This is a genomic window from Pseudomonas sp. 10B238 (assembly GCF_000970615.1).
GTDB lineage: Bacteria > Pseudomonadota > Gammaproteobacteria > Pseudomonadales > Pseudomonadaceae > Stutzerimonas.
Window position 1 is genome coordinate 320,856 of the sequence record NZ_KQ033928.1, and the last position, 19,841, is coordinate 340,696.

Consider the following 19,841-nt stretch of genomic DNA (forward strand, 5'->3'; position numbering starts at 1 on the left):
CCGTCGGACAGTTTCTTCTTGTAGTCCGGGTCGACGGATACTACATGAAGCCGTTCGGAAAATCAGTCCGCCACACGGCGCAAGCTCAAGGCCCTGGATGTCGCTCATCCGGCAGTCGGCACGCTGCGTACCGGCCTCTTTAATACGGCGTTGGCGACGTTTGTTCTATACCTATGGAGTCGCACGCCACGGGAGCGGTCCATTACTCTCAGCAGTCGTACGGCCAACGCCGCTTGCCGTAGTTCTCTATTAAAGGAGCCACAGATGGATCATCTCGTTCTTACCGTGATTGCCGAGGACCAGCCGGGGCTGGTCGAATGCCTGGCCAAGTGCATCGCCGAACATGGGGGCAACTGGCTGGAGAGCCGCATGTCGCGTATGGCGGGCCAGTTCGCCGGAATTCTGCGGGTCGCGGTGCCGGCTCAGGCTCACGCTGATCTCAGCGAGGCCCTGCAGCAGCTTGAGCAACATGGTATCCGGGTACTCGTTGCGCAAAGCGGCGCGGAGCCAGAACGGCGCTGGCAGATGATTCAGCTGCAACTGGTGGGCAACGACCGCGCGGGCATCGTCCGTGATATCACCCAGTTGCTTGCCCGCCACGGCGTCAATCTGGAAAGCCTGGACACCGACGTGCTGCCAGCACCGATGTCCAGCGAGCTGTTGTTCCGGGCCGAGGCACGGTTGGCAGTGCCGAGCGAGCTGTCTCTGGACGAGCTGCAGGAGCACCTGGAAACGCTGGCCGACGACCTGATGGTGGAGTTGAAACTGCAGCCTGCCGATTGACTTGCCGTTAGCGCATGGCGCCTTTACGCATCACGCGCCAGGCGTCGTAGCTGTACACGGCGAGTCCCGCCCATATGCAGACAAAGGCCAGCTGGCGATCGGCCGGGAAGGGCTCATCGAACACCCATACCGCGAGCAGCAGCAGCAACGTGGGCGTGATGTACTGCAGGAAGCCCAGGGTCGAGTAGGGCAGATGCCTGGCCGCTGCGTTGAAGCACAGCAGCGGAAGCAGCGTGACCGGCCCGGCAGCCACCAGCCACAGCGCCTGCGGCTCGGTCCAGAACGACCATTCAGTGCTTGGGCCAGTGCCGAAGAAAAACAGCCAGCCCAGCGCGATCGGCAACAGCAGCCAGGTTTCCACCACCAAGCCCGGCAGGGCGGCGACCGGCGCCTGCTTGCGCAACAGGCCATAGCTGCCAAAGCTCAACGCCAGCGCGATCGACACCCAGGGAAAGTCGCCGAGGGTGATCAACTGCAGCAGCACGCCGACAGCCGCCATCGCCACGGCCAACCATTGCAGCGGGCGCAGGCGCTCGCGCAACACGATCAGCCCCAGCAGCACATTGACCAGCGGATTGATGTAGTAACCCAGGCTTGCCTCGAGCATGTGATCGTGGTTCACCGCCCAGACGTAGATCAGCCAGTTGCTGGCGATCAGCACGCTGGAAATCATCAGCACACCGATCCGCCGCGGATGGGCAAGCAACTCCTGCCACCAGCCCGCGTGGCGCCAGAGGCTCAGCACCAGCGTGCCGAACAGCGCCGACCAGATGGCCCGCTGAGTGACGATTTCCAGCGCGGCGTACTGCTCGATGGACTTGAAGTAGAGCGGGAACAGGCCCCAGATGGAAAAGGTCATCAGACCCAGTAGGTAACCCTTGCGCAGATCGGCGGTGGCCATGGCTGTCCTGAAAGCGGGGCGGCGGAGAGCCGGCCATTTTGCGCTCTGGTGCAGGCATTTGTCTGCTGCGCAGACCGTCCCGGGTGCGTTCCGGAAGCATTCGCAAACACCCGAGGTTGAACGCGCCCGCCTGCAGCCCGTCTCAAAGTGGACGACTCGGGGTCGCCGCTGCGACTCGACAGCCACACGAGGTGTTCGATGAAACTGCAGAACAAGGTCGCCCTGGTTACCGGCAGCACCCAGGGCATCGGCCGCGGCATAGCCATACGCCTGGCGAAGGAAGGCGCCGACCTGGTTATCAATGGACGACATGACGACGACCAGGCGCGCGAAACACTCGAGCAGGTGCGGGCCCAAGGGCATCGGGTCTGTTTTATCGCCGCGGATGTTTCAGAACCTGCCAATTGCTATCGGCTGGTTGAGCAGGCCGTCGAGCAGATGGGCCGCCTGGACATTCTGGTCAATAACGCTGGGGTGCAGAAACACGACGCCTTTCTCGATGTGAGCGAGGCGGACTACAACCAGGTGCTGAACGTCAATCTGCGCGGCCCGTTCTTCCTGTCCCAAGCGTTTGCCCGCCACCTGCGCGACACCGGGCGAGGCGGGCGGATCATCAACAACAGCTCGGTTCACGAGGAGCTGCCATTTCCCAATTTCAGTGCCTACTGCTCCAGCAAGGGCGGTCTGAAGATGCTGACGCGCAACCTGGCGATCGAACTGGCACCGCTGGGGATCACCGTCAACAACGTCGCGCCCGGCGCGATCGAGACGCCAATCAATCAGACGCTGATGAACGAACCGGAAAAACTCGCCGGGCTGCTTGAGAACATCCCGGCCAAGCGTTTGGGGCAGCCGCACGATGTGGCGGGTGCAGTGGCCTTTCTCGCCTCGGACGACGCCGACTACGTCACCGGCACTACACTGGTGATAGATGGTGGACTGCTATGGAATTACAGCGAGCAATGACCGATATCCCTTCGAGCGACTTCGATTACGACACTCGTGCGGTTTCGGCCGCCGATACCCTGACCCCCGCGGACCGGTACCAGGAACTGTTCGTGGCGGTGCAGATGCAGCGGGTGTTTGCTGACAGCAAGACCTTCGTCGACTGCGCCCCGCGACAGCATCCGGAGCGCATTCTCGAAGCCTATCGGGCGCAGAATAGCCAGCCCGGCTTCGATCTACGTGGATTCGTGCTGGAGCACTTCGAGGTCTACCAGCGACAGCCAACCGAGTTCGTCGCCAACCCCGACGATACCCTGGCTGAGCACATCGACCGGCTCTGGCCAGTGCTGACCCGCCACCCGCGCCAGCACCCGGAATTCTCCTCGCTGCTGCCGCTGCCCCACGACTACGTGGTGCCGGGCGGTCGTTTTACCGAGCTGTACTACTGGGACTCCTACTTCACCATGCTCGGCCTGGATGAGAGTGGGCATTGCGAGTTGCTGCGATCAATGGCGGACAATTTCGCCTACCTGATCGATACCTACGGGCATGTGCCCAATGGCAACCGCTCCTATTACCTGAGCCGCTCGCAGCCGCCGGTTTTCGCGTTGATGACCGACCTGTTCGAGGAGTCCGGCGTGCATCGCGCCAACGATTACCTCCCGCAGTTGCGCAAGGAGCACGCGTTCTGGACCGATGGGGACGATCAGTTGCGGCCCGGAGAATCCCATCGTCGCTGCGTTTGTCTGGCCGATGGCAGCGTACTCAATCGCTATTGGGATGAGCGAGACACGCCGCGCGAGGAGTCCTATCTCGAAGACGTCGAAACGGCGCGTTCATCCAGCCGGCCCGCGCATGAGGTCTATCGTGACCTGCGAGCCGGTGCCGAGTCCGGCTGGGATTTCAGTTCGCGCTGGCTGGGTGACCCTCAGCGCCTGTCGAGCATTCGCACCACGCAGATCATTCCGGTGGACCTGAACAGCTTTCTCTACAACCTTGAGCGACAGATCGCCCGTCTCAGCCACGCCAAGGGCCAGCATGACTGTGCCGAGGCGTTCCGTCTGCGTGCCGAAAAGCGTCTGGCTGCGATCGATCATTACCTGTGGAGCGAGCAGCACGGCGCCTATTTCGACTACGACTGGTGCCTGGCAAAACCTAGGGACAACCTTACCGCTGCCACCCTGACGCCGCTGTTCGTCAAGCTTGCCAGTGCCGAGCAGGCGGCCCGGGTGGCTGAAGTGGTTCGCGAACGGCTGCTCGCCCCCGGCGGACTGTCCACCACCGAGGTCGGCGGCAGTGGTGAGCAGTGGGACCGCCCGAACGGCTGGGCGCCGCTGCAATGGATGGGCATCCGTGGGCTGCAACACTATGGTCACGATGCACTGGCACTGCAGATCGAAGAGCGCTGGCTGAAGATCGTCTCGCTGCTGTTTGAAAGCGAGAGCAAGCTGGTGGAGAAGTACGTGCTGCGGCCCTGCACCGAGCACGCCGGCGGCGGTGAGTATCCATTGCAGGATGGCTTCGGCTGGACCAATGGCGTGACCCGTAAACTGATGCAGGCCGACCCGTCCCATGAAGCCCACCGTTGCCGAGCCGGCCGCTGCCGGGTGGAGTGAGCAGGCCGGACAGCTGCTGCGACTGTGGCGGGCCGGCAGGCCTGCCATTTGCGAGCAAGCGCGCGCTCTACTCGGCGAGGCGGTAGATGCCTTTTGTAGGAGCGAGCTTGCTCGTGAGGCGTTCGGAGATACCGCTGGCTTAGTTATCCGCTTGCCAGAGTGCGTCTGCCAGCTGCGAAAGTTAGCGATTCATCGCCGATACGGGCTTGGCAACGCGCCTTCCAGATTCAGGGTGCCTTTTTCGATGAACCGCTGAGTGCCGAACGTCCTCCCGCCCGCTAGTTTCCCGCGCAGCACATAGGGCACTTCATCCATGCCGATGTGCTCAGCCAGACCCAGCGCTTGCCGCGCGGCAGAGAATGCCGAGATGGTCATCGGCACGCTCAATACGGTTTCGCCGAAGCGTGGGATGGTGCCGCTTGCGTCGCTGACGCCGCTGGCCAGGTTGCGTCCGTTGATTTCCAGCTCCAGCGCTACGCCGTCGTAATCCAGCGGGCGGTCGTTGGGATTCTGCACCCGTAGTTTCACCGCCATGCGCAGCTCCAGCCCTTCCCCGGGCAGCGGTTGGATGCCGGCCACCTGTACGTTGAGCGGGTCGTGGTCGAAGAAAGCCGCGCAGGCAGTGAGCGTCAGTGCCAGCAGGCAGACCGACAGCAGGCGAACAACGGGTACGGCTGAGCGCAGGGGCATATAAGGTCTCTACTCATTTTTCTTGGTGAGGTTGCCCAGGCCTTGGAGCAGCTCCATAGGCAGCGGGAAGACGATGGTCGAATTCTTGTCGCCAGCGATGTTGCTCAGCGTCTGCATGTAGCGCAGTTGCATGGCGCCGGGTTGGCGCCCGAGCATTTCGGCGGCCTGCATGAGTTTTTCCGAGGCCTGCAGCTCGCCTTCTGCATGAATGACCTTGGCGCGACGCTCGCGTTCCGCCTCGGCCTGCCGGGCGATGGCGCGGATCATCGATTCGTCGAGGTCCACATGCTTGATTTCGACGTTGGCGACCTTGATGCCCCAGGCGTCTGTCTGCGCGTCGAGCACTTGCTGAATGTCGTTATTGAGCTGCTCGCGTTCGGCCAGCATGTCGTCCAGATCGTGCTTGCCGAGCACCGCACGCAGCGTCGTCTGCGCCAGCTGGCTGGTGGCCGAGTGGTAGTCCTCGACCTGGATGATCGCCTTTTCAGCGTCCAGTACGCGGTAGTAGACCACCGCATTGACCTTCACCGAGACGTTGTCGCGCGAGATTACGTCCTGGGTTGGAACGTCCAGGACCAAGGTGCGCAGGTCGACCCGGACCATCTGCTGGATGCCGGGAATGATCAGGATCAGCCCCGGCCCCTTGACCTTCCAGAAGCGGCCCAGCTGAAACACCACGCCGCGCTCGTATTCGCGCAAGATGCGGAACGTCGAAGCCAGCAGTGCAATCACCAGCACCGCGACGACGATAAAACTCATTTCAAGACCCATGCTTCACCTCTTCTCGGTTGACGGCCTGTCGGCCGCAGTCACATCCAGTTGCAAGCCATGCCGCGCCACCACGCGGACCTGCTGGCCCACCTGCAGTGGCCCGGTCCCATGCACCTGCCAGTGTTCACCGTGCAGCTGCACCCAACCGGTGCCCGGGTCATCTGGCTTGATGCCGGTAATCTGAGTCAGGGTGCCGATCAGGTCGGCATCGCCGCTGACTATCGGTCGCCGCCGGGCTTTCAGCGCCATGCTGACGATGCCAAAGACCAGCAACGCGCTGATGACAGCAAGCGTGCCGATCAGCGCTAGCGGGATGCCGAAGCCCGGCACTTCGGTGTCGATCAGAATCACCGCGCCGGTGACGAAGGCGGCCACGCCGCCGAGGCCGAGCACGCCGAAGCTGGGAACGAAGGCCTCGGCGACCATGAACGCCAGGCCCAGCAGGATCAGCGCGACGCCCGCGTAGTTGACCGGCAGCATCTGCAGCGAAAACATCGCCAGCAGCAGGCAGATTCCGCCGATGACGCCGCCACCACCGGTGCCCGGGTTGGAAAATTCGAAGACCAGTCCATAGATGCCGATCATCATCAGGATCAGTGCCACGCTGGGATTGGTGATCACGGCCAGCAGGCGCACCCGCCAGTCCGGGTCATGGCGCTCGAGAGCGGCGTCTGCAGTCTGCAGCGTGCGCGTGCCTGCGCGGGTCTCGACCGTCTTGCCATTCAGCTGGGTCAGCAGGTCATCGAGATCGCTGGCCAGGTAGTCGACCACGTTCTGCTCCAGCGCCTCGGCTGCCGAGAGGCTGACGGCCTCTCGTACCGCCCGCTCGGCCCATTCGGCATTGCGCTCGCGCAGTTGCGCCAGACCACGAATGTACGCTGCTGCGTCGTTGACCTGTTTGCGGCTCATGGCGTCGCCGCTGTTTTCATTTCCCTTCTCGGCATCCGGCGAAGGCACCGGTTGGCCCCCACCGCCTCCGATCTGCACCGGAGTCGCGGCGCCCAGGTTGGTGCCGGGGGTCATGGCGGCGATGTGGCTGGCGTAGAGCAGGTAGGTGCCGGCGCTGGCCGCCCGCGAGCCGCTGGGCGTGACATAGGTGGCTATAGGCACCGGGCTGGCGAGGATCTTCTTGATCATGGCGCGCATCGAGCTATCCAGCCCGCCGGGCGTGTCCAGCTCCAGCACCAGCAGTTGCGCATCAGCCTCCTGCGCCCTTTGGATGCCGCGGATGACGTAGTCGGCGCTGGCCGGGCCGATAATCCCGTCTACTCGCAGCACCATGACCGGGTCGGCCGCATGTGCAGCGCTGGCGAAGGCCAGCAGCACGCCAAGCAGCCAGGCGAATCGATGAGTGAAGCGACGATGCATTAGCTGTGACTCCCAGGTCGACGGCAAACCGGTGATTGATCGAGGCAGTCCTCGGAGGATAGTCCAGCCGGCCGCAGGTTCCTCTCCATCGTGCGGGGTCTTGCTCAGGTCATCGGTCAATCGTGCTGGCACATGAACTCTGCGCGGTAGGTGAGCCTCACAACCTAACAAGGCTGAACAAAGGGGCTCGACGGCGCAGCGCTCCGTTGCGTGATGCTCCGCTCCTGAGGAGATTTCCATGCGCGTTCATCATCTCAATTGCGGCTGTATGTGCCCGGTCGGCGGCAAGCTGTTCGACGGCTTCAGCAGTGGGCTCACTGCCAGCCTGGTCTGTCATTGCCTGTTGATCGAGACCGATGGGCATGGGCTGGTGCTGGTCGATACCGGCTTTGGCAGCTGCGATGTGCTGGAGCCACGCAAGCGACTCAGTTCGTTCTTCATTGCCTTCAACAACATCAAGTTCGAGCGTCGCTTCACGGCGCTGGAGCAGGTTCGGCAGTTGGGTTTCAGCCCGGATGACGTGCAGCACATCGTGCTCACGCATCTGGATTTCGACCATGCCGGTGGGCTCGCGGACTTTCCCAATGCCCAGGTGCACGTGCTTCAGCGCGAGATGGACGCGGCACGCTCGACTCACAGCTTCCTCGGCCACCGCCGCTATCGCCACCAGCAATGGGATGAGGTGCGCCACTGGCAGTTCTACGAGCCGGGCGGGGACACCTGGTTCGGTTTTCAGGCGGTACGGGAACTACGTGGCCTTCCGCCGGAGATCCTGCTGATCCCGCTCACCGGGCACACCCATGGCCACGCCGGTGTCGCGCTGGATACCGGCCACGGTTGGCTGCTGCACGCCGGTGACGCCTATTTCTACCGCGATGAAGTCGGCCAGACCGAACGTCACTGCACACCGGGGCTGCGCTTTTATCAGCGCATGATGGAGACCGATCGCACGGCGCGCCTGGCAAACCAGCATCGGCTCTGGACCCTGTCGCTGGAGCACAAGGACGAGGTGACGCTGTTCTGCAGTCATGATGCCAAGGAGCTTGAACGCATGCGGGCGAGGTCGGTTTGATGGGGCAGCCAGAGGATGATCGCGTCGGCGGCGCGGTGCGCACCATGATGGGCTACGTGAGGTGGGTCGGTTTGGTAGCCTGTTCGCTGGCGGCGTTGGGCTACGCAGTGATCGGCAACTTCAACATGACCGGGCTGATGCTGGCGCTGGCCGTGCTGTCGTGGATCAACATCCGGCGCAAGCGCAACAGGCCCGAACCACCAAGGCACCGTTAGCGGCACTGGCTCGGGAATCCGGTTGTCATGTTCGACCTTTCGCGTATGGCGACGGGCTTGATGTATCTGCGATAGTCCGCTGGCTGAAGCGATACTGCTCGGCGTTGCGCGCGGCTCACAAGGCAGGCGGCATCTGCGCATTCAGCTGACCCAATTCCACGGCCAGCCGCGTTCTCTCTCTCGTGCACCCCGTTGGGTGCCCCTGGCGACTCAAACGGTCGCTACCGGATGCTTGAAATCACTGCCGTCTCGGTTGTGGTTGTTCCGTCGAACTCCCAGGTCCTGTGGCCCTGCCAGCCCCCTGATTCCCGCCGGAAAGGAACCCCTCTCCGGCGATTCGGTCGATTCACAGTAAGCCAATTGGCCAAAACCAGACTGAGGGGGAACCACAATGGACCTGATTCGCATCATCATCGCTATATTGCTGCCGCCGCTAGGGGTGTTCCTGCAAGTTGGCCTGGGTGGCGCCTTCTGGCTGAATATTCTGCTGACGCTGTTGGGCTACATTCCCGGCATCATCCACGCAGTCTGGATCATCGCCCGTCGCTGAGGGTTGATCAGCGAGCAACAGCGCCCGGCCATTCGGCCGGGCTTTTTTGTGCTTGCAAGCGAGGCGGTGTAGAGTCCGCGGTCGACTGCGCGCGTTGTGGCATCTCGCGCGAATCACCAAGAACTTGTCGGGATCGGAGGCGTTCGCTGGTGGCGACGCAGCCGCCCGCGTGGCCGTGGGTCACTGTTGCTCGCACAGTACCCAGGAAGGAACCAGATGGGCGACTCTTTCATCGATCAGAATCACTTCAAGCGAATCCTCAACCGCAACGTGGCGGTGCCCCTCGGTTTCGGTTTCCTCAGCGCGTTTTTCTTCAGCGCCATCGTCTACTTCCTGCTCAACGTCAGTCACTGGGTCGAGCGCTCCGTGGTGGGCGTTGCTTACGCTCACGACATGCTGAAAGTGATGGGTGACCTGGAAGCCTCGATGCGAGGCTATCTGATTGCCGGGGACGATGCTTTTCTCGAACCCTACCGAAACGAACTGCCCGTATTCGAAAGCCAGTTCGACCTGATTGCCGATTACGCCGCCGATGATCCGGTACAGCTGAATCGTGTCGAGCGCCTTGGTCGGCTGCATGAGCAATGGATCGCGTTTTCCGAGGAGGCGATCGCCCGCAGGACTCGGAACGAATCCGTTGTTGAGTATGTGCGCAGTCAGGAAGGGTTGAAGCTGAAGGAAGAACAGCGTCGGCTGCTCAACGAGTTCATTGCCTACGAACGACAAATCCGAGCCGAACGTACCGATACGTCTGAAACGATCACCACCGCGTTGATCGGCGGGTTTCTGCTGTTCAGTCTGATTTTCAGCGGCCTGCTGGTCTATTTCGGGCGGCGCGACCTGATCAGTTTGTCGGACAGCTATTCGGAGTCGCTCCAACAGCAACAGGCGCATGCCGCGGCACTGGAAAAGCAGGCCTGGTATCGAAACGGTCAGACCCAGCTCAGCGAGTCGATGATCGGCGAGCAGGCCTTGCCGACGCTGGGCCAGAACGTGCTTGGTTTCCTGGCGCGCTATCTCGGCGTTGCGGTCGGGGCGCTGTATGTCACCCAGGAAGGCAAACTGCAGCGGGTCGCGGAATTCGGCTGGGATCGGGATCGGTTGCATGCCGGCCGCACTCTTGAGCTGGGCGAGGGATTGGTGGGCCAGGTGGCGTTGGAGCGTCGCGTAATGCAGCTCGACAATGTGCCGCAGGGTTATCTGAACGTGAGTTCGGCGCTGGGCAGCGCCGCCGCCTCGTCCGTACTGCTCTTCCCGGTGGAGGACAGCGGCATGCTCAACGCCGTGCTGGAAGTCGGCTTCTTGCGACCCCTGCGTGACGAGGACAATGAGTTGCTGCGGCGAGTCAGCGAAAATATCGGCTCAGCCATCGAGGCCGCGCGCTATCGCCAGCGGCTGCAGCGCATGCTTGCTGAAACCCAGCAGCTCAACGAGGAGTTACAGGTCCAGCAAGAAGAGCTGCGCGCGGCCAACGAAGAGCTCGAGGAGCAATCCAACGCCTTGCGCGAGTCGCAGGCGCACATGGAAGAGCAGCAGGCCGAGCTGGAGCAGACCAACGAGCAGCTCGCCGAACAGACCCAGGCGCTGGCGCAGCAGCGCGATGAAATGGACCTGAAGAACCATCGCCTGCATGAGGTGCAGCTGATGCTCGAAGAGCGCGCCGATGAGTTGCAGCGCGCCAGTCGTTACAAATCGGAATTCCTCGCCAACATGTCCCACGAGCTGCGCACGCCGCTGAACAGCTCGCTGATTCTGTCTAAATTGCTGGCCGACAATCCGCACGGCAATTTGCAGGAAGACCAGGTGCAGTTCGCGCGCTCGATCTATTCGGCGGGCAACGATCTGCTCAATCTGATCAACGACATTCTGGATATCTCGAAGGTCGAAGCCGGTAAGCTGGATGTCCATCCCGAGCTGTTGATTCTCACCCGACTGGTCGATGGCCTAAAGAGCCTGTTTCTCGCCCAGGCGCTGGAAAAGTCGCTGCAGTTCAATGTCGAGCTGGCCGAGGACTTGCCGCCGAGCCTCTATACCGACCGCCAGCGGCTGGAGCAGATTCTCAAGAACCTGTTGTCCAATGCCTTCAAGTTCACCGAGAAGGGCTCGGTAGAACTTCGGGTGACGCGCCGTGACGACCAACAGATAGCCTTTGCCGTGCGTGATTCCGGAATCGGTATCCCCGCCGACCAGCAGGAAGTCATCTTCGAAGCCTTCCGTCAGGCCGATGGCACCACTAACCGGCGTTATGGCGGCACCGGGCTGGGTCTGTCCATCTCCCGCGAGCTGGCCCAGTTGCTCGGTGGCACCATTGAAGTCAGCAGCGAACCGGGGGCCGGCAGTGTGTTCACATTGATCGTTCCGGAGAACTACAGCGCCCCGGTGGCCGAGCAGGAACCCGAGCCTTTGCCTGAGCCGAAGTCGTTCAATATCCCGGACGCGCCGGCACCGGTTGCGACGCCGATTGCCGCGGCGCCGAGACCGGTGCAGGAGCAGGGCGTGGCGACGCTTACGGACGACCGCGAGCGCTTCCCGTTCGAGCGTTCGGTGCTGGTGATCGAAGACGAGCCGCAATTTGCCGGCATCCTTCGCGATCTGGCCCACGAACTGAAGTACAGCTGTCTGATCGCACAGAACGCTGATCGCGGTTTCGACACGGCTGTGCAGTACCGTCCCGATGCGATCCTGCTGGACATGCGGCTGCCGGACCATTCCGGTCTTACGGTGCTCGAACGGCTCAAGGAAAACCCCATCACACGGCACATTCCAGTGCATATCGTGTCGGTGGAAGACCGCAAGGAAGCTGCGTTGCAGATGGGAGCCATCGGCTACGCCACCAAGCCGACAACCCGTGAGGATCTCAAGGCCGTGTTCGGCCTCTTCGAAGCCAAGCTGGAGCAGAAGGTCAAACGTATCCTGCTGGTCGAAGATGACGCGCGTCAGCGTGAAAGCGTGTCGCGGCTGATCGAGGACGTCGACATCGAGATCACCGCCGTGGAGTTCGGCGAGCAGGCCCTGGAGCTGCTGCGTTCCACTGTGTTCGACTGCATGATCATCGACCTCAAGCTACCGGACATGGACGGCCACGAGCTGCTCGAACGCATGGCGCGTGAAGACATCTGCTCCTTCCCACCGGTCATCGTTTATACCGGACGCAACCTGACCCGCGATGAAGAGGGTGCGCTGCTGAAATACTCGCGCTCGATCATCATCAAGGGCGCACGGTCGCCGGAGCGCCTGCTCGACGAAGTCACGTTGTTCCTGCACAAGGTCGAATCCGATATGCCGCCGGAGCGGCAGAAGATGCTCAAAAGCGTGCGCAGCCGAGAAAAAGCTTTCGAGGGCCGCAAGATCCTAGTGGTCGACGATGACGTGCGTAACGTTTTCGCCTTGACCAGCGCACTGGAGCAGAAGGGCGCGCTGATCGAGATCGCCCGCAACGGTCACGAAGCCATCGCTCAGTTGCAGAATGTCGGCGACATCGATCTGGTGCTGATGGACATCATGATGCCGGAGATGGACGGATTCACCGCCATGCAGGAGATACGCAAGGATCCGCGCTTCGCCAAACTGCCGATCATCGCGGTGACCGCCAAGGCGATGAAAGACGATCAGGATCGCTGCCTGCGGTCGGGTGCCAACGATTACCTGGCCAAGCCCATCGATCTGGATCGCCTGTTCTCGCTGATCCGTGTCTGGCTGCCGAAAGTGGAGCTGCTGTGACATGCCGGACCGCAACCAGGCTATCGAGCTGAAGCTGCTGATCGAAGCGATCTACCTGCGCTACAGCTACGATTTTCGCGACTACTCCAGTGCTTCGCTCAAGCGCCGCGTGCTGCTGGCGCTCAAGCAGATGCACTGCGAGAACATCTCGCAGCTCCAGCGCCGGATTCTCTACGATCCGCAGGCGTTCATGGAGCTGCTGCAGTTTCTCACCATTCCGGTGAGCGAGATGTTCCGCGACCCCAGCTATTACCTGGCGTTGCGCGAGCAAGTGATACCGGTGTTGCGCACCTATCCGTCATTGAAGATCTGGATTGCCGGCTGCAGCACGGGCGAAGAGGTCTACTCGATGGCCATCTTGCTCAAAGAAGAAGGATTGCTTGATCGCACCATCTTGTATGCGACCGACATCAATCCAAGGTCACTCGAACGTGCTCGCCAGGGCATCTTCAACATCGACAACATGCGCCAGTACACCAGTAACTATCAAGGTGCCGGTGGCAAGCACAGCCTGAGCGATTACTATACGGCGGCCTATGACTCGGCAATCATGGATAAGTCCTTGAAAGAAAACATAACGTTCGCCGATCACAGTTTGGCGACCGATAGCGTTTTCGCCGAGACCCAGTTGATTTCCTGCCGCAACGTGCTGATCTACTTCAACAAGCCGCTGCAGAACCGTGCCTTCGGCCTGTTCTACGACTCGCTCTGCCACCGGGGATTTCTCGGTCTTGGCAGCAAGGAAACCGTTGAGTTTTCCGGCTATGCCGAGCAGTTCGAGGCGTTCGACAAGCCGGAAAGGGTGTTCCGCAAACTATGACGCTCACTGCCGCCGAAGCCTTTTCTCAACCGCTCGACCGACCCGTGGATGCCGTGGTGATCGGTGCGTCCGCCGGCGGGTTGGCTGCGCTCAGCGCGTTGGTGACCGGGTTGCCTCGAACCTATCGCTTGCCGCTGCTGATGGTTCAGCACGTGCCGGCAACCGGGCCGACGCAGCTGGTAGAAATCTTCCAACGCAAAACCGATCTGGCGGTAAAGGAAGCGGGCGACAAGGAGCCCATTTGCGGCGGCACGCTCTACTTCGCAGCGCCGGGTTATCACCTGTTGGTCGAGGCGGACATGAGCCTGTCGCTTAGCCAGGATGATGCGATGCATTTCTCCAGGCCCTCAATCGACGTGCTCTTCGAGTCGGCGGCTGATGCCTGGGGCGAGCGTGTCGCCGGGATTCTTCTGACAGGTGCCAACGAGGACGGCGCCGCCGGTCTCGAGGCGATCAAGCAGGCCGGCGGCCTCACTATTGTTCAGGACCCTGGCGAAGCCGAGGTCCCGACCATGCCACGTGCAGCACTCCAGCGCTTCGCGCCGGATTACATTTTGCCCTTGCGCGATATCCATCGACTGTTGCGTGAACTGGAGTGACCCATGCTCGAACACACCGATGAAGCGAAACTGCTGATAGTCGATGATCTACCTGAGAACCTGCTGGCGTTGGATGCGCTGCTGAAAGGCCCAGGCATCCACGTGCATCAGGCTGAGTCGGCTGAGCAGGCGCTCGAGTTGCTGCTACGCCATGAGTTCGCGCTGGCCATACTCGACGTACAGATGCCTGGCATGGACGGCTTTCAGTTGGCCGAACTGATGCGCAGCACCGAGCGCACCAAGCAGATTCCGATCGTCTTCGTCAGCGCTGCCGGACGCGAGCTCAACTACGCATTCAAGGGCTACGAGAGCGGCGCCGTCGACTTCATGCAGAAGCCGCTGGATACCCATGCAGTGCGCAGCAAGGTCAGCGTGTTCGTCGACCTGTATCGCAATCGCAAGCGTCTGGCGCGTCAGCTTGAAGAGCTGGAGCGCAGTCGCCGCGAGCAGGAAGTGTTGCTCGACGAGCTGCGCAGCACCAAGGTCGAGCTAGAGAATGCGGTGCGTATGCGCGATGACTTCATGTCCATCGTTTCCCATGAGCTGAAGACGCCGCTCAACACCCTCATCCTCGAAGTGCAGTTGCGCAAGCTGCAGCTGGGCCGCAAGAACTTTGCTGCGTTCAGCGAGGACAAGCTGCAACAGATGGTCGACAAGGATGAACGGCAGATCCAGAGCCTGATCCGGCTGATCGATGACATGCTCGATGTCTCGCGGATCCGTACCGGCAAACTGTCGATTCGGCCGACGCAGGTGGATCTGGGAAAGCTCGTAGCCAGCGTGGTGGAGAACTTCGCCCCGCAGATGGAAGCGAGTGGTTGCACACTGCTGTTCCAGCGTCCGGAGCCGGTGATCGGCCTTTGGGACGAGTTTCGTATCGAGCAGGTGTTGGCGAACCTGTTGACCAATGCCATGCGTTACGGCGCCGGCCAACCGGTGCAGGTGAATGTCAGTACTACCGCAGCGGGCGCCTGCATCGAGGTGCGCGATCACGGCATCGGTATCAGCCAGAAGAGTCTGGAGCGAATCTTCTGTCAGTTCGAGCGAGCTGAAGGTAGCGAGAGTAGCGCCGGACTTGGGCTCGGGTTGTTCATCGCCGAGCAGATCATCAAGGCGCACAGCGGTCTCATTCAGGTCGAGAGCGAAGAGGGAAAGGGTGCGCTGTTCCGTGTCCTGCTGCCGCTGAACGCCGGAGCCTGAGGCAGCCCCGGGCGAAACTCAGGCCCAGCTCAGTTGCGGCCAGCCCTTGGCCTCCGCTTGCTCGCGCAACAGTGGATCAGGATTCACCACGTGTGGGTGCGCCACTTGCTCGAGCAGCGGCAGATCGTTGATCGAGTCGGAGTAGAAATACGCCCCTTCCAGCGATTCACCCTCAGCCTCAGCCCACTCGCGCAACCGGCTGACTTTGCCTTCTCGGTAGGTGAGTACCCCACGGGTGTTGCCACTGTAGAAACCGTGCTGTTCTTCCAACTGAATCGCCAGCACATCCCCGATGCCGAGTCGGCTGGCCACTGCTTCGACCAGAAAGGCTGCCGAAGCGGAGATCACCAGGATGCGGTCACCTGCCTTGCGGTGCTGAGCGACCTGGCGCATGGCGTCGCTGTAGATCAGCGGCTCGATCACATCTTCAACGAAGGGCTCGACAACATGAGCCACTTCTTCAGCCGTACGGCCCACCAGCGGCGTGAGGCTGAAGGCCATGTAGTCTTCCATCGCCAGCGTGCCGAAGGCGTACTCGGCCATCAGCTCGGCGTCCCTGCGTAGAAAGGATTCCCCGTCCACCCAGCCGATCTTGGCCATCTCGTGCGCCCATAGGCTGGCGCAATCACCATCGATCAAGGTTTCGTCCAGGTCAAAAATTGCCAGTGCCATCAAGCCACCTCGTGAATTGCCGAAGCGTCGATGGTAAGGCTTACCTGGCGGCCGTGGGGATAGAGATCGGCGGCAGAGCGGTTGAGCACGTCCACCATCAGGTCGACGTCGCGCGCTTCGACGCGGTAGCGGATCACATTGCCCAGCAGGCTATGGCTCTTGATGACCGCCGCGATCCCCTCGTTGCTTCCTGATGAATTGACCAGGGCAATAGCTTCCGGTCGGATCGCCACTTTCGAATGGACAGGACGTTGCAACAGTCGTGAGGCGACATCGGCGGCGAGCAGGTTGTAGTTGCCGATAAAGCCAGCGGCGAAGGCACTCACGGGCGCGGTGTACAGGGTCTCGGCATCGGCGCTCTGGACGATCCGTCCGGCGTTCATCAGCAGGATGCGATCAGACAGCGTCAGTGCTTCTTCCTGATCATGGGTGACGAAGATGGTGGTCAGCCCCAATTCCTGCTGAATCGCACGGATCTGTTCACGCAAGTGCTTGCGGATGCGCGCATCCAGGGCCGACAGGGGTTCGTCCAGCAGCAGCAGGCGAGGGCGGGTGACCAGTGAACGCGCCAGAGCCACCCGCTGGCATTGCCCGCCGGAGAGCTGGCTCGGGTAGCGGCGGGCGAAGTCGCCTAGCTCGACCATTTCCAGCACCTCGGCCACCCGACTGGCGCTTTCATCTCTGTCAATCTTCTGCATACGCAGGCCGAAGGAGACGTTCTGTTCCACCGTCATGTTGGGAAACAGTGCGTAACTCTGAAAGACCATGCCGATCTGGCGCTTTTGCGGTGAGATTGGCACTAGATCCTCGCCATCCAGCAGGATCTGACCACCGTCGACCTCGGTCAGACCGGCGATGCAGCGTAGCAGCGTGGACTTGCCACACCCTGAGGGGCCGAGCAATGTAATCAGCTCACCCTTGGCGATCTCGCAATCGATATCGCTGAAGACCTGGGTGTCGCCAAAGGTTTTGTGCAGGTTGCGAACGCAAAGGTAGCTCATGGAGTGTTCCTGTCTCGAATAGCCGCAGCGGTGGCCGGGGCCTGTCGTAAAAAAGGGTTGGCCAGGCGGTGCTCCGTTTCAGCGCCACGCTGCTATTCCGTAAGATGGGCTTCAGCCCGCCGGTCCTTCGGCGGGGCTCTCTCTGGTGGGCTAAAGCCCACCCTACAAAACCCGCTGAGCACGCCTTCCGGTACGCCCGGTGAGTCACTAGGGTGGGCTTCAGCCCACCGAGCAAACTAGCCAGGCCCTCTTGCAAACACTTCCCCTCAGGGCTTTTCCCGATTCAACCGGGTCGCCGCCCAGGTGAATACCAGTACGAAGAAGAAGTAGGAGATCACCAGCGCACTGTTGAAATGGCCGCTGCTGTTTTTCATGTTGTTCAGATAGACCTGCAAGGTTTCGTAGCGGGTGCCGACCAGCAGGTTGGCAAAGACGAACTCGCCGAACAGAAACGAAAACGACAGGAACAGCGACACCATCAGCCCCTTGCGCAGGTTCGGCAGCACCACCAGAAACGCCGCTTTCCAGGTGCTGGCGCCGAGCAGGTGGGCCGCATCCATCAGATCGCGCAGGTTGATCGCCTGGAGGTTATTGCTGATTGCGCGATACATGAACGGCAGCGCAATGGTGAAGTAGGCGCCAATGAGGATCCAGGGCGTGCCGACCATCGCCAGCGGCCCCGAGCCGTAGAGTTGCAGCAGGCCGACCGAAGACACCACCGGCGGCACGGCAAACGGCAGCAGGATCAGGATGTTCATCAGCCCGTCGAGCTTGGGAAAGTGGTAATGCACCACGAACAGCAGCGGCAGGATCAGCACCACCGCCAGGGCCAATGCCCCGAGGCAGACCAGCAAGGACTGGGCGAATGCGCGTAGGAAGCGCTCTTCACTCCAGAGCTGCAGATACCAGTCAATCGTCAGTCCGTCCGGCAGGATGGTCGCCGACCAGCTGCTGGAGATCGAGTAGAGAAAGGTCGCTGCTAGGGGAAGCAGCAGGATGAGAAAAAGCAGCCAGACCACCATGCGGTGGTACAGCGCACCGCGTTTGGCTTCAGCGGCCCGCATGGTAGCTCCTCCTGAGCAGCAGCTGATGCGCCACGGTGATGACGCCCATCAACCCAACCAACACCATCGCCAATGCGCTGGCCATGTTCGGATCGAGGGAAATGTCGCCGGAAATCATCGCCGCGATGCGGATTGGCAACACGTTGAAGTTGCCGGTGGTGAGGTAGTAAACCGTGGCATAGGCTCCCAGCGCATTGGCCAGCAGGATGACGAAGGTGCCCAGCAGCGCCGGCGTCAGTACTGGTAGGCCGATATAACGCCAGTAGCTCCAAGTGCCCGCACCCAGCAACGAGGCTGACTCGCGCCAATCCTCGCGCAGTGCATCGAAGGCGGGGTAGAGCAGCAGCACGCCCAGCGGGATCTGAAAATAGGTATAGAGCACGATCAGGCCGGTCTTGGAGTAGAGATTGAAGTCCTCGATGATGCCGGCCTGCTTGAGCAGGATCGTCAGCGCCCCGTTGAAGCCGAGCAGAATGACGAAGGCGAACGCGAGCGGTACCCCGGCGAAGTTGCTGGTCATGTTGGAAAAGGCCATGACGAAGTCGCGCAACTTCGAATCGACCTGGCGCAGCGAGTAGCTGCCAAGGATGGCGATGACGATGCCAAACAGGCTGGACCAGAAGGCGATCTGCAGGCTGTGCTTAATAGCCTGTAGATAGAACTTGGAGCCGAAGACTTTCTCGAAATTGGCCAGGCTCCAGCCGTCCGCCGTGTTCAGGCTGTTGAGCGTGACCCACAGCAGCGGAGCAATTTGAAAGGCGAAAAAGAATACGGCAAACGGCAGCAGGCAGAGCAGCGCCAGCCATTTGCCGCGCGGCGCGCGGCGGTTTGCGACTCTAGGCACAGCACCGTCTCGAATGGCGGCGGTCTTGAGATTGTCTTCAAGCGGCGCGCTCATTTCAGCAGGTCCTGGCACAGTGGTTTGTCATGGGCCACGCCGAGCAACTCGCATAGTGTGCCGCACAACTCGGTCTGGTTCGGCCGTGCGCCTGGGTCGAGGCTGAATGCTGAACCCAGAACGAACAGTGGCACCTCGCGCTCTTCGGACAATAGGCCGTTGTGGGAGCGGTCGTTATTCATGCCGTGATCGGCCGTCACCAACACTTGGTAACCATCGTCCAGCCAGCGCTGCAGGTGGTCGGCGAGGAGGATATCGGCGCGGCGCGCGGCGTTGCGGTACTGGGACGAGTCCAGACCGTGCTTGTGGCCGGCGTCGTCGATGTTCATCGGATGCACCAGCAGGAAGTCGGGACTGAGCCGCAGCCGCAGGCTTTCCGCGTCAGCAAACAGATGCGAGTCCGGGTAGTGATCCTCGTAATAGAAGTGACCATGCTGGATCGGCAATTCGGGCGTTTCGCTATGACGATCACGTGCTGCCACGAAGGGCGCGCGGTTGTAGAGCTCGCTGACCCAGTGATAGGCCGCAGCCGCTGTACTCAAACCAGCGTCGCGGGCGTAATGGAAGATGCTGCGCTCGGTGGATAGCCGCACCACGTCGTTATGCACTACGCCACTGTCGATTGGTGTCACGCCGGTCAGGATGCATTCATAAAGGGGGCGAGACAGCGCGGGTAATTCACATTCCAAGCGGTACAGCGCTCCCCGGCCGGCCACGCAATAGGCCTGCAGATGACCGAGCGCGTGCTCCGCGACCTGATAGCTGAGGCCGTCGAGCACAACGAGGATGGCTTTGCCCATGGGACTTTTCCTTATCAGCAGTGGGCCGTAGGGTGGGCCGGCCGGCGCTCCACTTCAGCCCACCGTTTCTTCTGCGGGACTTTCTCTGGTGGGCTAAAGCCCACCCTACAAAAACCCGACCCAACCCGTCTTCCGGCACACCTGGTGCGCGTCGTA

At 61.5% G+C, this 19,841-nt stretch carries 19 protein-coding genes; 10 read left to right on the forward strand and 9 right to left on the reverse strand.

Features of this window, described 5'->3' with window-relative positions; genetic code table 11:
* The first annotated feature begins 264 nt into the window (after positions 1–264).
* On the forward strand, positions 265–783 hold the full coding sequence (locus RT21_RS03750; RefSeq protein ID WP_046161667.1) for a glycine cleavage system transcriptional repressor: 519 nt from the start codon (positions 265–267) through the stop codon (positions 781–783).
* A 7-nt stretch (positions 784–790) separates the two neighbouring features.
* On the opposite strand, the gene rarD is transcribed toward RT21_RS03750, so the two are convergent.
* Positions 791–1,684 carry an EamA family transporter RarD gene (rarD, locus tag RT21_RS03755; protein ID WP_045423842.1) on the reverse strand — a complete coding sequence of 298 codons (894 nt, stop codon included), beginning with the start codon at positions 1,682–1,684 and terminating at the stop codon, positions 791–793.
* Between the two features lie 198 nt (positions 1,685–1,882).
* Between rarD and RT21_RS03760 the strand changes: the two genes are divergently transcribed.
* Together RT21_RS03760 and treF are read left to right on the forward strand one after the other, a co-directional pair.
* A complete protein-coding gene (locus RT21_RS03760; protein ID WP_046161668.1) occupies positions 1,883–2,650 on the forward strand; it encodes an SDR family oxidoreductase in 768 nt (255 codons plus the stop codon).
* Positions 2,647–4,245, forward strand: a complete 1,599-nt coding sequence (gene treF, locus RT21_RS03765; RefSeq protein WP_046161669.1) for an alpha,alpha-trehalase TreF — start codon at positions 2,647–2,649, stop codon at positions 4,243–4,245. The genes RT21_RS03760 and treF overlap by 4 nt, the downstream gene beginning before the upstream one ends.
* A 189-nt stretch (positions 4,246–4,434) precedes the next feature.
* Here the strand turns inward: treF and RT21_RS03770 are convergent, their stop codons facing one another.
* The 3 genes from RT21_RS03770 to RT21_RS03780 are packed head-to-tail and all read right to left on the reverse strand — an operon-like array spanning position 4,435 to position 7,074.
* The gene (locus tag RT21_RS03770; RefSeq protein ID WP_046161670.1) at positions 4,435–4,935 is read right to left on the reverse strand and encodes an LEA/WHy family protein; all 501 of its coding nucleotides are present in this window, start codon (positions 4,933–4,935) and stop codon (positions 4,435–4,437) included.
* 9 nt (positions 4,936–4,944) lie between these two features.
* Positions 4,945–5,706 (reverse strand): slipin family protein, encoded by a 762-nt coding sequence (locus RT21_RS03775; RefSeq protein ID WP_046161671.1) that lies wholly within the window; start codon positions 5,704–5,706, stop codon positions 4,945–4,947.
* 3 nt (positions 5,707–5,709) lie between these two features.
* Complete coding sequence (locus RT21_RS03780; RefSeq protein WP_046161672.1) at positions 5,710–7,074, reverse strand: NfeD family protein; 1,365 nt, start codon at positions 7,072–7,074, stop codon at positions 5,710–5,712.
* A gap of 238 nt (positions 7,075–7,312) precedes the next feature.
* Between RT21_RS03780 and RT21_RS03785 the strand changes: the two genes are divergently transcribed.
* The 7 genes from RT21_RS03785 to RT21_RS03815 all read left to right on the forward strand — a co-directional run bounded on the left by RT21_RS03785 (position 7,313) and on the right by RT21_RS03815 (position 15,250).
* Positions 7,313–8,146 carry an MBL fold metallo-hydrolase gene (locus RT21_RS03785; RefSeq protein WP_046161673.1) on the forward strand — a complete coding sequence of 278 codons (834 nt, stop codon included), beginning with the start codon at positions 7,313–7,315 and terminating at the stop codon, positions 8,144–8,146.
* Complete coding sequence (locus tag RT21_RS03790; RefSeq protein ID WP_046161674.1) at positions 8,146–8,361, forward strand: hypothetical protein; 216 nt, start codon at positions 8,146–8,148, stop codon at positions 8,359–8,361. Before RT21_RS03785 ends, RT21_RS03790 begins: the two co-directional genes overlap by 1 nt.
* Before the next feature lie 391 nt (positions 8,362–8,752).
* Positions 8,753–8,911, forward strand: a complete 159-nt coding sequence (locus RT21_RS23165) for a YqaE/Pmp3 family membrane protein (protein ID WP_045423855.1) — start codon at positions 8,753–8,755, stop codon at positions 8,909–8,911.
* Between the two features lie 216 nt (positions 8,912–9,127).
* On the forward strand, positions 9,128–12,631 hold the full coding sequence (locus RT21_RS03800) for a response regulator (RefSeq protein ID WP_046161675.1): 3,504 nt from the start codon (positions 9,128–9,130) through the stop codon (positions 12,629–12,631).
* 1 nt (position 12,632) lies between these two features.
* Positions 12,633–13,451, forward strand: coding sequence for a CheR family methyltransferase (locus tag RT21_RS03805; RefSeq protein WP_046161676.1), 819 nt, complete (start codon positions 12,633–12,635; stop codon positions 13,449–13,451).
* On the forward strand, positions 13,448–14,050 hold the full coding sequence (locus RT21_RS03810; protein WP_046161677.1) for a chemotaxis protein CheB: 603 nt from the start codon (positions 13,448–13,450) through the stop codon (positions 14,048–14,050). Before RT21_RS03805 ends, RT21_RS03810 begins: the two co-directional genes overlap by 4 nt.
* Before the next feature lie 3 nt (positions 14,051–14,053).
* Positions 14,054–15,250, forward strand: a complete 1,197-nt coding sequence (locus RT21_RS03815; RefSeq protein ID WP_046161678.1) for a hybrid sensor histidine kinase/response regulator — start codon at positions 14,054–14,056, stop codon at positions 15,248–15,250.
* Between the two features lie 18 nt (positions 15,251–15,268).
* Here the strand turns inward: RT21_RS03815 and RT21_RS03820 are convergent, their stop codons facing one another.
* From RT21_RS03820 to RT21_RS03840, 5 genes are all read right to left on the reverse strand, one after another.
* The gene (locus RT21_RS03820) at positions 15,269–15,922 is read right to left on the reverse strand and encodes an HAD family hydrolase (protein ID WP_046161679.1); all 654 of its coding nucleotides are present in this window, start codon (positions 15,920–15,922) and stop codon (positions 15,269–15,271) included.
* Positions 15,922–16,923 carry an ABC transporter ATP-binding protein gene (locus RT21_RS03825; RefSeq protein WP_046161680.1) on the reverse strand — a complete coding sequence of 334 codons (1,002 nt, stop codon included), beginning with the start codon at positions 16,921–16,923 and terminating at the stop codon, positions 15,922–15,924. Before RT21_RS03825 ends, RT21_RS03820 begins: the two co-directional genes overlap by 1 nt.
* A 266-nt stretch (positions 16,924–17,189) precedes the next feature.
* Positions 17,190–17,987, reverse strand: a complete 798-nt coding sequence (locus RT21_RS03830) for an ABC transporter permease (RefSeq protein WP_046161681.1) — start codon at positions 17,985–17,987, stop codon at positions 17,190–17,192.
* The gene (locus RT21_RS03835; protein WP_234463444.1) at positions 17,974–18,885 is read right to left on the reverse strand and encodes an ABC transporter permease; all 912 of its coding nucleotides are present in this window, start codon (positions 18,883–18,885) and stop codon (positions 17,974–17,976) included. The genes RT21_RS03830 and RT21_RS03835 overlap by 14 nt, the downstream gene beginning before the upstream one ends.
* Positions 18,882–19,685: an alkaline phosphatase family protein gene (locus RT21_RS03840; protein ID WP_046161682.1), complete on the reverse strand. Its 804-nt coding sequence runs from the start codon at positions 19,683–19,685 to the stop codon at positions 18,882–18,884. Before RT21_RS03840 ends, RT21_RS03835 begins: the two co-directional genes overlap by 4 nt.
* Positions 19,686–19,841 lie beyond the last annotated feature (156 nt).

Bases quoted from the DNA above. Each gene is read 5' to 3' on its own strand.
- RT21_RS03750 (WP_046161667.1), top strand. From the start codon at position 265: ATGGATCATCTCGTTCTTACCGTGATTGCCGAGGACCAGCCGGGGCTG.
- rarD (WP_045423842.1), bottom strand. From the start codon at position 1,684: ATGGCCACCGCCGATCTGCGCAAGGGTTACCTACTGGGTCTGATGACC.
- RT21_RS03760 (WP_046161668.1), top strand. From the start codon at position 1,883: ATGAAACTGCAGAACAAGGTCGCCCTGGTTACCGGCAGCACCCAGGGC.
- treF (WP_046161669.1), top strand. From the start codon at position 2,647: ATGACCGATATCCCTTCGAGCGACTTCGATTACGACACTCGTGCGGTT.
- RT21_RS03770 (WP_046161670.1), bottom strand. From the start codon at position 4,935: ATGCCCCTGCGCTCAGCCGTACCCGTTGTTCGCCTGCTGTCGGTCTGC.
- RT21_RS03775 (WP_046161671.1), bottom strand. From the start codon at position 5,706: ATGGGTCTTGAAATGAGTTTTATCGTCGTCGCGGTGCTGGTGATTGCA.
- RT21_RS03780 (WP_046161672.1), bottom strand. From the start codon at position 7,074: ATGCATCGTCGCTTCACTCATCGATTCGCCTGGCTGCTTGGCGTGCTG.
- RT21_RS03785 (WP_046161673.1), top strand. From the start codon at position 7,313: ATGCGCGTTCATCATCTCAATTGCGGCTGTATGTGCCCGGTCGGCGGC.
- RT21_RS03790 (WP_046161674.1), top strand. From the start codon at position 8,146: ATGGGGCAGCCAGAGGATGATCGCGTCGGCGGCGCGGTGCGCACCATG.
- RT21_RS23165 (WP_045423855.1), top strand. From the start codon at position 8,753: ATGGACCTGATTCGCATCATCATCGCTATATTGCTGCCGCCGCTAGGG.
- RT21_RS03800 (WP_046161675.1), top strand. From the start codon at position 9,128: ATGGGCGACTCTTTCATCGATCAGAATCACTTCAAGCGAATCCTCAAC.
- RT21_RS03805 (WP_046161676.1), top strand. From the start codon at position 12,633: ATGCCGGACCGCAACCAGGCTATCGAGCTGAAGCTGCTGATCGAAGCG.
- RT21_RS03810 (WP_046161677.1), top strand. From the start codon at position 13,448: ATGACGCTCACTGCCGCCGAAGCCTTTTCTCAACCGCTCGACCGACCC.
- RT21_RS03815 (WP_046161678.1), top strand. From the start codon at position 14,054: ATGCTCGAACACACCGATGAAGCGAAACTGCTGATAGTCGATGATCTA.
- RT21_RS03820 (WP_046161679.1), bottom strand. From the start codon at position 15,922: ATGGCACTGGCAATTTTTGACCTGGACGAAACCTTGATCGATGGTGAT.
- RT21_RS03825 (WP_046161680.1), bottom strand. From the start codon at position 16,923: ATGAGCTACCTTTGCGTTCGCAACCTGCACAAAACCTTTGGCGACACC.
- RT21_RS03830 (WP_046161681.1), bottom strand. From the start codon at position 17,987: ATGCGGGCCGCTGAAGCCAAACGCGGTGCGCTGTACCACCGCATGGTG.
- RT21_RS03835 (WP_234463444.1), bottom strand. From the start codon at position 18,885: ATGAGCGCGCCGCTTGAAGACAATCTCAAGACCGCCGCCATTCGAGAC.
- RT21_RS03840 (WP_046161682.1), bottom strand. From the start codon at position 19,685: ATGGGCAAAGCCATCCTCGTTGTGCTCGACGGCCTCAGCTATCAGGTC.